The sequence below is a fragment of the Fructobacillus evanidus genome, assembly GCF_963580165.1.
GTDB lineage: Bacteria > Bacillota > Bacilli > Lactobacillales > Lactobacillaceae > Fructobacillus > Fructobacillus evanidus.
Genome location: NZ_CAUZLM010000011.1, coordinates 25,702 through 40,056, shown reverse-complemented (window position 1 = coordinate 40,056; position 14,355 = coordinate 25,702). Strand labels below are relative to the sequence as shown.

Sequence of the window (14,355 nt, the reverse complement as noted above, 5' to 3'; positions counted from 1 at the left end):
TATAGCATTGTTTTTTCCAAAGATAATAAATATTAACTTTGTCTTCTTTTGATAATTTAGACATAGTAAAACCCCGAAATTTGGTTGTCCAAATTTCGGGGTTCATATCAAAAGACAGGCTTTTTATGTGACCAATTAACGAATCGCCTTTAAGGCATCATCAATTTGGCCCAGGATAATTTCCTGATTTTTTGGATCTTCCAAATCGTATTTTTGCAAATCCACTTTAATCTTTGGTGATTGGTCATATGAATCGAACCATCCCTGGTAGGCTTCCCACATCTTGCGATAATAAGCCTTCAACTCATCATTGCCATCAAACTGTTCATAATCCCGACCACGCTTCTTAATGCGGGCCAAAATCGTATCAAAATCAGCATCGGCATAGACCATCAAATCAGGCGCCTTTTTTGGCAAGGCGTGCAATTCATCCATCATCCGCGTCAACAAGTTATGATAGACATCCATTTCCATATCGGAGATATTACCATCCTTATGGTTTTCCTCTGTAAAGAGTTCATCTTCATAAATTGACCGATCCAAGACATTGTTATCGTCAGCCAAGGCCTTTTTAATCATCTCAAAACGACGGTTCAAGAAGAAAATTTGGAGCAAGAAACCATACTGCTTTGGATCCTTGTAGTACAGTGGCAAAACCGGATTATCCCCCACTGGTTCAAAAAAGGCCTGCGTTTCAAAATGGTCTGCAATCAAACCAGTCAACGTTGTTTTCCCAACACCAATCATTCCTGCTGTAATAATCACCATACATGCTCCTCTGTTTTGTGGCCAAGGCCTTCCTTTCTCACTGGAAAGAATCCCTCAGCTTGCGCTCTTGTGACAAACGGTTGCTTACACCGCATTTAACCAGTTCTTTATGCTGAAACTAGCAGGGCCAGAGCTTTTGAAATCAGCTCCTCTGTCTTTCCCTTTTCACCGGCCAAGGCCTTCTTCACCTTTTTAATATCCTTTTGGGCATAACCCAAGGCTTCCAAAGCCGCCATGGCATCGGCCAGGTTCTGGCTATCGCCGGCAACCAAGCGATTAGAATCAGACAAGTCTAGACCTAAGCTAAGCTCTTGTCCTTGAGCTAAGTTCGCAAAGTCCGCCATCTTCCCCTTCAAATCCAGGATAATCTGCTGAGCTGTCTTCTTCCCAACTCCTGGAAACTGAGTCAAATAGCCAACTTCATCCTGATCAATGGCCGCCACCAAGGAAGCTGGGTCTGCACCAGCCAGGATGGCCAAGGCTGATTTGGGCCCAATGCCTGAAACATTTAATAACTTGTTGAACAGTCCCTTTTCAGTCATCGAAGCAAAACCATAAAGGGTTAACTCCGTTTCGCGAACAATTTGTTCCACGAAAACTTGGGCTTCCTGGTCAACGGTGTAGTGATAAGGATTGGCCGGAAAAATCTTGTAGCCAATCCCATCCTTACTTTCTAAGACGATATAGCCTGGCCAGACCTGGGTAATCACACCCCGCAAGTATTCATACATAATAACTCCTGGATATCTATTTTACCGTAAAGCAGATTACGGAACTAAGTTAATTTTTTGCTTTTTCGTATCGAAATAGCCAACTTCGTCATTGCTAGCATCAGCCCAAGATTCAAACTTCATGAACTTGGCATTCGTGATGATGCGCTTCGTAGTATCAGGGAAGAGACAGGTAATAATCGTAATTTTTGCCTTATCGTCATCACGGTCATCCGGATTTAAAACGGATCCATCGTTTTCATCAACACCAACCTGACCGGTAATCTGATAAGTAAAGACCCCATCACCATTAGCCAGATAGATTGATTGACCATTTAACCAGCTTGAGCTCCCCGCTTGACCGCTTTCGTAATAAGGTGCATTCTGATTAAGTTTCTGTTGCAGAGCGGAAAAAGCCGTATAACCATTATCCCAATTATGAGCAGCCAACGTATAGTTTCCCTGTCCCATTGTTGGTACAGGCGTACCTTTTTGCGCCGTATTAGCCCCAACATTCAAGGCAACGGCTGAATAGGCATTATCGTAAATCGGTAGTAAAATCGATAGTTTTGGAATAGCCACAAAGCCTTGCTTTGTTAATCCTTTAGCACTTTGATCTTGAGCACTAATTTTGCTGGCAATCTGTTGTCGATCATTTTGGCTATAAATCTTTGTTTGACCAAACAATTGCTTTGGAACCGTTTTTACTGGACTTAATGCAGGCTGTGATTCAGCCCAGCTGTAACCCAAAAAAGCGATAATACCAATAATTATTAACCAAAGCAGGCGTCGAACCCACTTTCTCATGCGGTCAGTCATTTGGCTTTCTCCTCCTGACAGTTTTTCATTGTCTCATGATGCTGATTTTTTCTGTAGGATAAATCAGCATTAAAACGTTTGACTTAATGCCACTATTATAGCATAAAAACAGATTGGTCTAGTTGCCCACGTTTGACCTAACAAACATGGTTTTTAGCACTAAAAAAGCAATCATTCGATTGCTTTTAAATGTTTATCAATAAATGGTAACAGGTTTTACACCAATAGCTCAGCTAGACTCGATAACTGATTTTTTCTCTGCTTACAGAATGTCAGCCAAAATCGTCTTCAAGACCCCATCATTGTTGGAATCAGCAACTGCTTCCTCAAACCCATAGGTAAAGAGTTCAGGATCGGCATTCGGCATCACGAAGGGATGACCAACCAATTGCAGCATCTCCAAATCATTCAGGCCGTCACCAAAGGCAGCCATCTCCTCTGGCAGAATCCCTAGCTGATCACCTAAATCCTTTAAGGCGACACCCTTGTTAACAGCTGGGTTGACCAAGTCAACGGCACCATAACCCGAAGTTGTGACGTGGATTGGTAGTTGACGGTTATTGACCGCTTCCATGAAGGGACGCTCAAAGTCTGGTAGATCGACCGTCATCTTCAAAATCGGTTCGTTAATCTCGCTTAAACTGTCAACAATTCTCAAATCCTTGAAATATTGTTGCGCCTTGCGATCACCATACCCCAATGCAGCCATCTCTTTCAGCATAAATGCCTGAGTGACCCCAGTGAAGACTAGGCCCATTGAGACTCTGTCGCGATTAGCTAAAACAGTTTCCACAATCGGCTGAAAAGCGGCCGTGTCAATTGGGTAAGTCTTCATGATTTCACCCTGTTCAACGACTTCAGCACCGTTGTTAGCAATCAACGTAAAGTCTTGGTTGGCCCCGGCAAAGTATTTGGCCACCTTATCTGGATGATTACCAGTCGCAACCACAAAGGTTACATTCTTTTTCTTGGCTAAATCGACCATTACCTGGTAAGCCTGGCGGTCAAAACTTTTGTCCACTCGTAAAAAGGTGGCGTCTAAATCAGTTGCAATTAGTTTAATCGTCATCATTTTCCTATCTGTAGCTACGTTCAAAAACTGGGATATGTCGCCCCTTTTCTACCATAGGCAATGACTGCCGCCGGTCACCTGCTATCGTTTCACTAACAACAGGCAATAATTATTTTTTGCCACGCTTCTTCTTTAACTTCTTCATCTTCCGGGCTGCTTGCTTCATGGCAAAATTTTGTACCTTTTGGCCAAAGTTACCACTTGGCATACCACCGCCCATGCCGCCCATCATTTGGGACATATCCATTCCGGTTTGTCCCATCATGGATTCCATACCGGAGAAGTTTCCGTTTGAGGCTTGGTTCATCATCTTGCGCATCTGATCGAATTGCTTAATCATCTTGTTGACTTCGACAATTGGCCGCCCAGCACCGGCTGCCAAACGACGGCGGCGAGATGGGTTCAACAAATCGGGATCCTCTCGCTCGGCCTTCGTCATCGATGAGATAATCGCTTCCATATGGGCAAACTGCTTGTCATCAATTTGCAGGTTCGCCAAAGCGGGATTACCGGCCATTCCAGGAATCATCTTCAGCAAATCTTCCATTGGTCCCATGTTTTGGACCTGGTGCAGTTGGTCGATAAAGTCGTTGAAGTCAAAGGTGTTCAGCCGCATCTTTTCGAGCTGCTCTGCCTGCTTCTTTTCGTCAACTTCTTGCTGAGCCTTTTCGATAAAGGTCAGCATATCCCCCATGCCCAAGATTCGTGAAGCCATTCGGTCTGGATAGAAAACGTCCAAATCAGTTGGCTTTTCACCTTGACCAACGAACTTGATTGGCTTCCCCGTGACATCACGGATTGATAAGGCGGCTCCACCACGGGTGTCACCATCCAACTTGGTCAAAACGACACCAGTCAAGTTCAACTCGTTGGTAAAGCCTTGCGCTGTTTCCGTAGCGTTCTGTCCGGTCATCGCATCGACCGTCAAGAGGACTTCATCCGGCTGAGCAATCGTTTCGATGTCCTTCAATTCGGCCATCAATTCGGCATCGATTTGCAAACGACCCGCCGTATCAATCAAGACGTAATCGTTCTTATTTTCCTTGGCCTGGGCTAACCCAGCCTTCACAATTTCACGTGGATCAACGTCCGTCCCCTGTGAAAAGACCGGAACATCCAAATCTTTTCCCAAGATTTCCAACTGATCAATGGCGGCTGGACGATAAACATCGGCCGCAATCAAAAGTGGACGGGCGTTATTTTCGCGCTTTAACTTATAAGCTAATTTGGCAATGGTGGTTGTCTTACCAGCCCCTTGCAAACCGGCCATCATAATGATTGTCGGAATCTTTTCTGATTTGTTGAGCGGAACAGCCTCGTCCCCCATCAAGGCCGTTAATTCATCATTAACAATCTTGATGACCTGTTGGGCTCCGTTCAAACCTTCCAAAATTTCTTGGCCCTTCGCCTTTTGGCGAATCTGGTCGATGAACTTCTTCACTGTTGAGTAAGAAACATCGGCCTCCAGTAAGGCTAAGCGGATTTCACGAAGAGAGGCCTGCAGGTCTTCTTCTCTAATCTTGCCCTGACCAGTTAGGTTTTTCAACGTCTTGGAGAGGCGCTGTGTCAAGTTTTCAAAAGCCATGATTGCTTGGCCGGGCCACTTTGGGCACCGGCTTCCCCCTTAATTAATTTCTTGGTTGACCAGTTGGTCTAAAATTTGCTTTAGATGTTGATCGTTTTGGTAGTGTTCGGCAACATAGTCCAACAAGTCCTGTTCCTGCGCCTGACGGTGGACTGAATCCTTGTAGAGGCCCAAAACAGCCTCGTAATGTTCCAAAGAGTCAACGCCACGCTTCAAGTTATCCGAAACGGCTTGCCGGCTAACAACTTCGGCCTCGGCGATTTCAATGATGGAGTAATCATCCTCAAAGTACGCCCGCAAGTAGTTTTGTTGCTTAACCGTCAGCAACGGTCCGTAAAACGGTAATAGTGCGTTCACTTGATTTTTTTTGTCTAAATCCATCGCTTAGACCAAGTCCTTAAACATGCCATAAACAAAGTCTTCGGCCGAAAAGACGCGTAAATCAGTGGCCTTCTCGCCAAAGCCAATCCACTTAACTGGCAAATGAAGGCTGTCACGGATGGCAAAGACGATGCCACCCTTGGCAGTCCCATCCATCTTGGTTAAGACGATGCCAGTCACATCAGAAGAGTCCTGGAACAACTTGGCTTGCTGCAAAGCATTCTGCCCAGTCGTCGCATCCAAGACCAGCAAAACTTCTTGTGGTGCATCAGGCAAAACCTTCTTTACCACCCGGTTAATCTTTGATAATTCCTGCATCAAGTTGACATTATTTTGCAAACGGCCGGCCGTATCAACGAACAAGACGTCATAGTGCTCTTCTTTGGCCCGTTCAACTGCCGTATAGACAACGGATGCTGGGTCGGCCTTTTCAGGACCAGCAACAACCGGCACATCGGCCCGGTTACCCCATTCCTGCAGTTGCTTTACCGCACCGGCACGGAAGGTATCCGCTGCCGCCAAAAGGACCTTCTTGCCCTCTTTTTTGTAAGTTGAAGCTAATTTTCCAACAGTTGTTGTCTTGCCGACACCGTTCACCCCAACAAAGAGAATCACGGTTGGTTGACCGGCTGGCGCAAAATGCATGGATTGGTCTTCGTTTTGACCTTGAGCCTCATACTGTGCCACCATTTGTTCAATAATCAAAGAACGGATTTGGTCCTTATCTTTGATGTTTTGAACCTTAACAGCCTCACGCACTTGGTTGGAAATTTGGATGGCCAAATCGAAGCCTAAATCAGCCCCAATCAAGGTATCCTCTAATTCTTCAAAGAAGTTTTCATCAACCGAGCGGAAGTTAGCCAAAAAGCGGTTAAACCGTTCGGCAAAGCCGTTCCGTGACTGCTTCAAGCCACGATCATAAACCTCTTGATTGGATTGCTCGTCTTGGTGTTGGTCTTCATTCTGGTCTTGCTTTTGACCCTGGTCCTGATTGTGGCCAGTAGCAACAGCTTGGTCTCCGTCATTATTTTCTACAACCACTTCAGCTGACTCTTGTTCAGCTTCGTCGTTATCAGCTGTGGCTGATTCGTTGGCTTCAGTTGCGGTTGATCCAGTGGTGCCCTCAGCTTGGCCTTCTTTAGCAGGCTGGTTTTGTTGGTCCGTTGCCGCCACGTTTGCACTCTTCTCAGCCGGCTGATTTTGGTCAGCATCAGTTACCTGTTTCTCTGATTCGCTTGGTGCTGACTCAGGTGTTGTCTGCTGATCAACTTCGGCTGACTGATTTTCCTGATCAACCTTTTTTTTCTTAAAAATATCAAAAAGTCCCATAGACTACTCTCCTATGTGATTAAGCGAGTTGTTGGTGTGCCTCTTCCAGGTTAACCGCAACCATCTTTGACACCCCTGCTTCTTGCATTGTAACACCATACAGAATTTTAGCGGCAACCATCGTTCCTTTTCGGTGCGTAATGGTGATGAATTGGGTATCGCCGGCAAAGTTTTTCAAATAGGCCGCAAAGCGATCGACGTTCGCCTCATCCAAGGCCGCCTCGGCTTCATCCAAAACGGCAAACGGTACCGGGCGAACCTGTAAAATCGCAAACAGCAACGAAATAGCCGTCAAGGCCTTTTCGCCACCGGACAGCAACGACATTTGCTGGAATTTCTTGCCAGGCGGCTGCGCCTTAATGTCGATTCCAGTCGTTAACAAGTGCTCCGGGTCGGTCAACTCGATTTGAGCCTGGCCACCCGCAAACATCTTTGTAAAGACATCTGAGAAATTAGCCGCAATGGCATCAAAGGTTTCCTTAAAGCGAATCTGAACCTCTTGGTCCATCTCATCGATGGTATCCTGCAAGGTTTGCTTGGCCGCTTTCAGGTCTTCTGCTTGGTTCGTCAAGAAGTCGTGGCGGTCTTTAATTTCATCGTACTCCTGGATGGCAGCGATGTTCACGGGTCCCAACGCATCGATGGCCTTCTTTGTTTCGGCCAAAGTTTGGTCAATTTCTTGGTCAGACAAATCAGAAGCAACCACATCGTCCTCTGATTCTACAGTCAAGCCATAAGTCTGCCGCAACGTTGCAATTTGCTTGGCTAAGCGTTCTTGGCTACTTTGCAAACGATGGTTAGCGGCTGATTGATCAACAACCTCGTTATTCAACTCTTCTTGGGCCAAGGCGAGCTTTTCTTCCTCTTCCTTAACCGTCGTTGATAACTTGGTCCATTGTTCGGCCAGTGAATCAGCCTTTTCCTGGGCCTGTGTTAAGGCGGTCGACAAATCCGTCACCGCCTGGCTCAGTTCTTCAGCGCTCTTCGCCTGGTCGAGGCTTTCCTGCATCTGCCCCGCCTGCTCCTGCAATGACAACAAGTGCTCTTGCACCTTTGTCAAGGCTTCGGTCAAGCGGTTCTGATTTTCTTCCTGAGCAGCACGCTGGGCGGAAACCTTGGCGAGTTCTGCTTGGAATTCGGCTTTTTGGTCCTGATAAGCCTGTTGGTCCTTGGTTAACTGGTCCAACTCGGCGGTCAAATCAGCAGTTTGTCCCTCGATTTGCCCCTTCTTATCCTCGTTTTCAGTCAAGGCCGCTTGGGCCGTTGTCTGCTCCTGCTCAGCATCCTCTTTGGCAACCTGCAAATCTGCCAGGTCCAAAGATAACGTTTGAACACTGGTTTGATGGCGGTCGACGGTATCCTTTAAGCCGGCCAATTCATAATCAACCTGCTGTCCCTGAGCAACAAAATCGCGACTTTTTTGCATCAAGTCCGCCAACTTTTCCTGCCAAGTGTTAACCTGATTTTGACTTTGGTTACGCTTTTCAGCCAGGTCATCAACCAGTGCCTGTTGCTTAACCAGCGCTGCTTCTTTTTCCTTCAAATCAGCTTGCCGTGACAGAACGGATGGACCCTGACGGAAGTTGGCACCACCGGTAATCGAACCACCGGCATTGACCAGCTGACCGTCTAATGAAACGACCCGCAAACGATTTTGACAAGCCCGAGCGACTCGAGTTGCCGCATCCAAATTTTCAACAACTAGCGTTGTTCCCAATAGCGAAGACAGAATATTTTCCATCCCAGCTGGCACGGAAACTAAGTCGGCAGCTAAGCCAATATAACCATTTTCACGGCTAGCGGCAGCAACATCGCGCGCCTGACGAGGGCGAATCGTATCAATTGGCAAAAGGGTTACCCGACCCTTTTTGTTCTTAGTCAAGTAGGCAACAATTGACTTAGCTGTTTGAGTTGAGTCCACTACAATTTGCTGTAAGGCTCCACCCAAAACGGTTTCAATTGCCTTAGTATAGGATTTTGGCACCGTTAACAATTCGGCAACGACACCCTTAATACCTGGAAAGTTTCGTCGCACAGACGGTACCATCAGGTTCTTAACGCCCTGATAAAAACCAGCATAATCATCCAAGGAAGCTTCCGCCTGATAACGTGACCGCTGCTGGTCGAGAGCATAGGCCGCCTCTTGCCAACTTTTTTGTTGGTCCTGAGCCGTTGTCTTAGCGTCTGCTAAGGCATCCTCTGCTTGCGCCACCTGAGCCTCGAAAGGATTTTCGCCAGTCGTTTGGTCCGGATGTTCTTTTTGATAGGCTGCCAAGGCACTTTCTGCAGCATCCAAGTCGCCCTGGGCCTTCGTCATCGCCGTCTTTTTCAAAGCTAACTGGGCTTCAGTTTGAGCCAAAGCCTTCTCTTGATAAGTCAGCTTATTATGTAAGGAAGCAATTTCCTGCATTGCTGCCACATAAGCATTGCGATTTTCGGCCAATTCGTTTTGAACTGCGTCGATTTTCGTCGCTCCGTGGTCCTGGTCGATTTGTTTGATGGTCTGTTTTAATGACCGTTCTTGGTCAACTAAGGCCGTTAATTGGCCCTGCACCTGCGTTAAATCAGCCTGGGTTTCTTCGACTTGAGCCTGATCGTCTTTTTGTTGCTCGGCTAAATGAGCCAAATCGCGGACCAGAGTGGCCTGCTCTTGTGAGGCCAGCTTCTGATTTCCGATTAACCGTTCTTTTTCCTGCGCCTTGGCAACAATCTCTGCCTGTAAGGCGTCACGGTCGTGTTGGATTGCCTCTAATTGGCTACGGGTTTGACTAAGGCCATCTTGAATCGAACTTACCTGGGCTTGCTGCTTTGCAACTGCTTCCTTGGTTTTGCCGGCCTCCTGTCTTTGATCAGCAACTTGTCCTTGTAACGACAAAATCGACCGGGTCAATCGCACCTGGTCTAATTTTTCAAAGCTTTCGCGTTTAGCTAAGTAATCCTTGGCCTTTAAAGCCTGGTCAGCCAAAGGGGTCAGTCGGCCTTCCACTTCGGCAATAATATCATCAACACGGTCCAAGTTATCTTCCGTGGCAGCCAAGTCCTTTTCGGCCTTGTCCTTGTTTTGCTTATACTTGTAAACACCGGCAACTTCTTCAATAATGCCCCGTCGTTCTTCTGGCTTCGCCGAAAAAATCTTCTCGACCTGGCCCTGGGAGATAATTGAAAAACCATCCCGACCAAGGCCTGTATCCATAAAGAGTTCATGGATGTCCTTGAGTCGGCATTCCGTCCCGTTTAATTGGTAAGAAGATTCCCCAGTCCGATACAGCCGTCTTGTAATTCGAATTTCGGTAAAATCAGAGGCAATATAATGGTCAGCATTATCAAAAGTAATCGAAACTTCCGCCCGGTTTAAGGGCTTCCGATTTTTTGTGCCACCAAAAATAACGTCGGCCATTTTATTGCCTCGCAAATCTTTAGCCGACTGTTCCCCCATCACCCAACGGATGGCTTCAATAATATTTGATTTTCCAGAACCATTTGGACCAACAATCCCAGTCATTCCCTGCTGGAAGTCAATCACGGTTTTATTGGCAAAAGACTTAAAGCCAATAATTTCCAGTGTCTTTAATTTCATGGGCGTTTTGTGTACTCTTGTGTGTTATTTGGCAGTTAAATCTTGATAGGCCTTTTGTGCGGCCGCCTTTTCCGCATCCTTGATGGACTGACCTGACCCATGGGCCAAAGTCTTGCCATCAACCGCAACAAAGACTTCAAAAACCTGACTGTTGTCTTCGTTACGAATTTCATTCTCAATTTGATAAGTAATATCAACAGATCCCTGAGCCTGCAACTTTTCTTGCAAGCGGGACTTAAAGTCAATAAATTGGTCAAAGAAGTTTTCATCGATGGCCGCAAAGACCGTTTGGTTCAACAATGAAACCACGGCAGCCTGGCCCTGATCTAAGAACAAGGCCCCGATAAAGGCTTCCCAGATATCCTCCAAAAGTGAAGGACGTGACCGGGCACCGTTCATTTCCTCACCCTTCCCCAAACGAATGGCTTCGTTCAGGTGGATGACTTGGGCGAAGTGAGCAAAGGACTTTGTTTGAACCATGGTGATTCGCATTTCAGTCAATTGGCCTTCATCCCAATCAGGATAACGCTTAAAGAGGTATTCCGTCACCGTTGCCTGCATGATGGCATCACCCAAAAACTCGAGCCGTTGGTAATCCCGGCCCTGTTCCTTAGGGTGCTCATTCAAGTAATTGCGTTGGGTCAAAGCCTCTTGCAAAAGGTTTAAGTTATTAAAACTAATTTGAAACTTTTCTCTTAAAAAGTTACTAAAGTCAGATGGTGACAAGGTGTTTTCCTTTCAAAATTCAGTTGTTTTTATTATAACAGATTTTTAGGTCAGCTTTTGTTGCAAAACAGGGCAAAAAAACCAAGGATCAGCACTTTGGCTTTCCTTGGTTTTTAACTTTTATTTTTCAGCTTCAACAACTTGAACAATTGAATCAACATAGGCGCTGACCAACTCTTCAGTTTTGGCTTCCGCCATTACTCGCACAATTGATTCCGTCCCGGAAGGACGAACCAGTACTCGACCATCACCGGCCATTTGCTTTTCAACCTGGTCAATCTTAGCCAACAGGGCTGGATTTTGCATCATTGCTTGCTTATCCGGCACCTTCACGTTCACTAATTTTTGTGGATATAACGTGACATCGGCTGCCAATTCTGACAGTGACTGCCCAGTCTCCTTCATCACAAAGAGCAGTTGCAAGGCCGTCAACAAGCCATCCCCAGTCTTGGCCCAGTCACGGAAAATAATATGACCGGACTGTTCACCACCAAGGTTGTCATCATCTTCAACCATCTTTTCCATGACATAGCGGTCACCGACCTGAGTCTGGACAGATTTGATTCCTTGAGCTTCCAACGCTTTATAGAAACCAATGTTAGACATCACAGTTGAGACCACAGTTTGGTGCTTCAAACGGCCTTGGTTGTTCATAAAGCGGGCAGTGATATACATAATCTTATCACCATCCACAATTTCACCGTTTTCATCAACAGCGATTAAACGGTCTCCGTCCCCATCAAAGGCCAAACCAGCTGAGAACTCCCCTTCTTTGACCATATCAATCAAAGCTTCTGGATGAGTCGAGCCAACCTGGTCGTTGATATTCAAGCCGTCTGGTTCTGTCCCCATTGTTTTGAAATCAGCTCCCAAATCTGCAAAAAGACGTGGTAGAAGGTCAAAGGTCGCCCCATTGGCTCCATCTAAGGCTAACTTAAAGCCAGATAAGTCGCCAGGGATAGTCTTCTGTAAGAAGGCCAAGTATTTCTGAGCACCCTCTTGGTAATGAGAAACAACACCCAACCCCTTAGCGCTTGGTCGCGGTAAGTCTTCATAGCCATCGCCGTCTAAGAGTGCTTCAATTTCGCTCTCAAGTTCATCTGAAAGCTTAAAACCGTCTTGGCCAAAGAACTTAATACCGTTATCGGCGGCTGGATTATGGGATGCCGTAATTTGAATGCCGGCATCCGCTTCCAAAGCTTCAACCAAGTAAGCAACGGCTGGCGTAGTAATGACGCCCAAATTCAACACGTCAACGCCCACAGAAAGCAAGCCGGCAATCAAAGCCTCTTGCAACATTTCAGAAGAAATTCGAGTATCTTGACCAACGATTACAACTGGGCGTCGATCAGGATTATCGTTGTGGCGAGTCAAAATTGCCCCACCAGCACGACCGAGTTTCAAGGCTAATTCAGGCTTTAAGCCTTCATTAGCAATGCCTCGGACCCCATCTGTTCCAAAGTATTTTAACTGCGATTCTGTCATTTTTTATTTATCTCCACTTATGGTTGGCCAATAATTTTAGCGCAAACAAATCAGACCTTATGACTTTGGACTAATCGTCACCTGAACGCTTTGATCCGACAGGCTATCAACGCCACTCGGTTTCGTCAGGCTCACGGTCTTGGTTAATTTGCTAGTAATATTGGACAGGTCCAGACTAACAGGCAAAGAATCAATGCTACTTAGTGTATCACTTGAGCCAGCAATTGTCACGGAACTCGGGCTGAAACTAATGTTAAAATTGTCCGTTGAACCGGCGCTCGCCTGGCCTACTAAGCTCACTTTCTTAGTAGTTGACGACGACCCGCTCGTACTTGATTGTGAACTGCTACTACTGGCACTGGAACTGGAGCTTGAACTCGATCCAGAACTAGAAATCGTCATCGACACTTGGGCCGTTTGCTGCGATAAGGTTACCTGAACAGCATCGCCATTCTTATCGTAAGCCGTTAATTTAGTCGATTGTGTCACGTTAGATTTAGTACTCTTGTTTAAGGCCACATCGGCGCCAACATGATCAACAGCATCCACGTTTTCCTTTGGTCCAGTGATTGTCACTGTTTTTGGATCAACAGTTGTGTTGGTCACCTGGTAGCCAGAAGCAATCTTTGAATCATCATACTGAACTTGAACATCCTTCTTAGCGGAATCCTTTTCTGCCAAGGTGACTGTTACAGTCTGAGGACTGGCGGTCGCTGTCAACGATGAGCTAACACCAGTCAAAGCAACGTTGACAGTATGTTGTCCAACCCCTAAGCCACGCAAATCAGCCACAGCTTGAATTTCATTATGACTTTGAGCCGCCGTTACTAAGGCTGATGAACCCTGAAGGGTCACACCAACAGAACTTGGCGCCCCAACAATGACATAATCTGAAGAATTAAATTGTACCGTCAAAGGTGACGTAATCGTTGCCTTTTTTTCGGGCAACAGCGATGTATATTGATTATTATTCGATCCCGAGTAGCTCGGCTTTGTTGACAAAACATAAGCGGTAATTAAGAGTGCCAACAAAAATGAAAAAGCCACGTTCACGATTTTTGATGAAGTCCACTTATTCATGATTTCTTCCCCCGGAACAATTGTCCCAGCAAGGATTTCTTGCTCTTCTTACCAACTGGCTCAATCCACTGCTTTTCAAAGAAGTTTAAGTAGGAGTCGCGATCCATATTCCGCAGCAAGTCTCCCCGCTGGGTAATGGAAATTTCACCAGTTTCTTCTGAAACAACCACCGTGACGGCATCTGTTGCTTCTGAAATTCCAACAGCTGCTCGGTGCCTAGTTCCCAATTCCTTTGGAATTCTCGTTGATTCCGATAGTGGCAGGTAGGCAGCAGCAACCGCTACCCGATCATTGTTAATGATGACCGCCCCATCGTGCAAAGGCGTATTGGGAATAAAGATATTAATCAATAATTGCCCTGTCACCTTGGCATCGAGGGTAATCCCAGTCTTAATATACTCTTCTAGAGTATCTTTGCCATTAATCGTAATCAAAGCACCAATTCGGCGCTTTGACATATACTCCAAAGCCATATCCAAGCCCTTAATCAATTCGCGCGCCTGTTCATTATCAATGTGATGGCGACGAACCGTTAAGCGCCGACCCAAATTTTCAAGGCCACGTCTGATTTCTTGTTGGAAAATAACGACCAAAGCGATTGGTGCCCAGGTGATTAACTGATCCATTAACCAAGAAACGACAACCAGGCCGGTATACCAAGCGACGACCTTGATTAAGATAATGGCACCAACTCCAAAAAGGATTTGTAATGCACGGGTCCCTTCAACAAAGGTAATTACCTTATACAACAAGAACCAGATAATCAATACATCTAATAGGTGAACCAGGTTACTACTGGTCATGTATGCCCAAATTCCCATTT

At 46.1% G+C, this 14,355-nt stretch carries 12 protein-coding genes; all 12 read right to left on the bottom strand.

Annotated features, from left to right (window positions below; all coding sequences use genetic code 11):
* Positions 1–135: 135 nt before the first annotated feature.
* The 12 genes from AABI08_RS07605 to cdaA all read right to left on the bottom strand — a co-directional run bounded on the left by AABI08_RS07605 (position 136) and on the right by cdaA (position 14,353).
* Complete coding sequence (locus AABI08_RS07605) at positions 136–768, bottom strand: deoxynucleoside kinase (RefSeq protein ID WP_059393496.1); 633 nt, start codon at positions 766–768, stop codon at positions 136–138.
* A 107-nt stretch (positions 769–875) separates the two neighbouring features.
* Positions 876–1,499, bottom strand: a complete 624-nt coding sequence (gene ruvA, locus AABI08_RS07600; protein ID WP_059393497.1) for a Holliday junction branch migration protein RuvA — start codon at positions 1,497–1,499, stop codon at positions 876–878.
* 36 nt (positions 1,500–1,535) lie between these two features.
* Positions 1,536–2,297 (bottom strand): class A sortase, encoded by a 762-nt coding sequence (locus AABI08_RS07595; protein ID WP_168778182.1) that lies wholly within the window; start codon positions 2,295–2,297, stop codon positions 1,536–1,538.
* Positions 2,298–2,559: 262 nt separating this feature from the next.
* A complete protein-coding gene (locus AABI08_RS07590) occupies positions 2,560–3,369 on the bottom strand; it encodes an HAD-IIB family hydrolase (protein ID WP_338344341.1) in 810 nt (269 codons plus the stop codon).
* 109 nt (positions 3,370–3,478) lie between these two features.
* Positions 3,479–4,954 carry a signal recognition particle protein gene (ffh, locus tag AABI08_RS07585; protein WP_338344340.1) on the bottom strand — a complete coding sequence of 492 codons (1,476 nt, stop codon included), beginning with the start codon at positions 4,952–4,954 and terminating at the stop codon, positions 3,479–3,481.
* A 39-nt stretch (positions 4,955–4,993) separates the two neighbouring features.
* The gene (gene ylxM, locus AABI08_RS07580; RefSeq protein WP_059393500.1) at positions 4,994–5,335 is read right to left on the bottom strand and encodes a YlxM family DNA-binding protein; all 342 of its coding nucleotides are present in this window, start codon (positions 5,333–5,335) and stop codon (positions 4,994–4,996) included.
* Positions 5,336–5,338: 3 nt separating this feature from the next.
* On the bottom strand, positions 5,339–6,664 hold the full coding sequence (ftsY, locus tag AABI08_RS07575; protein WP_338344338.1) for a signal recognition particle-docking protein FtsY: 1,326 nt from the start codon (positions 6,662–6,664) through the stop codon (positions 5,339–5,341).
* A 19-nt stretch (positions 6,665–6,683) separates the two neighbouring features.
* The gene (gene smc, locus AABI08_RS07570; RefSeq protein ID WP_338344648.1) at positions 6,684–10,241 is read right to left on the bottom strand and encodes a chromosome segregation protein SMC; all 3,558 of its coding nucleotides are present in this window, start codon (positions 10,239–10,241) and stop codon (positions 6,684–6,686) included.
* Positions 10,242–10,265: 24 nt separating this feature from the next.
* Positions 10,266–10,967 carry a ribonuclease III gene (rnc, locus tag AABI08_RS07565; protein WP_059393503.1) on the bottom strand — a complete coding sequence of 234 codons (702 nt, stop codon included), beginning with the start codon at positions 10,965–10,967 and terminating at the stop codon, positions 10,266–10,268.
* A gap of 120 nt (positions 10,968–11,087) precedes the next feature.
* Positions 11,088–12,452: a phosphoglucosamine mutase gene (gene glmM / locus AABI08_RS07560; protein WP_059393504.1), complete on the bottom strand. Its 1,365-nt coding sequence runs from the start codon at positions 12,450–12,452 to the stop codon at positions 11,088–11,090.
* Positions 12,453–12,509: 57 nt separating this feature from the next.
* A complete protein-coding gene (locus AABI08_RS07555) occupies positions 12,510–13,532 on the bottom strand; it encodes a CdaR family protein (protein ID WP_338344335.1) in 1,023 nt (340 codons plus the stop codon).
* Positions 13,529–14,353, bottom strand: a complete 825-nt coding sequence (gene cdaA, locus AABI08_RS07550) for a diadenylate cyclase CdaA (RefSeq protein ID WP_181013993.1) — start codon at positions 14,351–14,353, stop codon at positions 13,529–13,531. The genes AABI08_RS07555 and cdaA overlap by 4 nt, the downstream gene beginning before the upstream one ends.
* Between the last annotated feature and the right edge of the window lie 2 nt (positions 14,354–14,355).

Excerpts from the sequence above, each read along its gene's own strand:
- AABI08_RS07555 (WP_338344335.1), bottom strand. The coding sequence starts at position 13,532 with ATGAATAAGTGGACTTCATCAAAAATCGTGAACGTGGCTTTTTCATTT.
- cdaA (WP_181013993.1), bottom strand. The coding sequence starts at position 14,353 with ATGGGAATTTGGGCATACATGACCAGTAGTAACCTGGTTCACCTATTA.
- smc (WP_338344648.1), bottom strand. The coding sequence starts at position 10,241 with ATGAAATTAAAGACACTGGAAATTATTGGCTTTAAGTCTTTTGCCAAT.
- AABI08_RS07605 (WP_059393496.1), bottom strand. The coding sequence starts at position 768 with ATGGTGATTATTACAGCAGGAATGATTGGTGTTGGGAAAACAACGTTG.
- glmM (WP_059393504.1), bottom strand. The coding sequence starts at position 12,452 with ATGACAGAATCGCAGTTAAAATACTTTGGAACAGATGGGGTCCGAGGC.
- ylxM (WP_059393500.1), bottom strand. The coding sequence starts at position 5,335 with ATGGATTTAGACAAAAAAAATCAAGTGAACGCACTATTACCGTTTTAC.
- AABI08_RS07595 (WP_168778182.1), bottom strand. The coding sequence starts at position 2,297 with ATGACTGACCGCATGAGAAAGTGGGTTCGACGCCTGCTTTGGTTAATA.
- ftsY (WP_338344338.1), bottom strand. The coding sequence starts at position 6,664 with ATGGGACTTTTTGATATTTTTAAGAAAAAAAAGGTTGATCAGGAAAAT.
- ffh (WP_338344340.1), bottom strand. The coding sequence starts at position 4,954 with ATGGCTTTTGAAAACTTGACACAGCGCCTCTCCAAGACGTTGAAAAAC.
- AABI08_RS07590 (WP_338344341.1), bottom strand. The coding sequence starts at position 3,369 with ATGATGACGATTAAACTAATTGCAACTGATTTAGACGCCACCTTTTTA.
- ruvA (WP_059393497.1), bottom strand. The coding sequence starts at position 1,499 with ATGTATGAATACTTGCGGGGTGTGATTACCCAGGTCTGGCCAGGCTAT.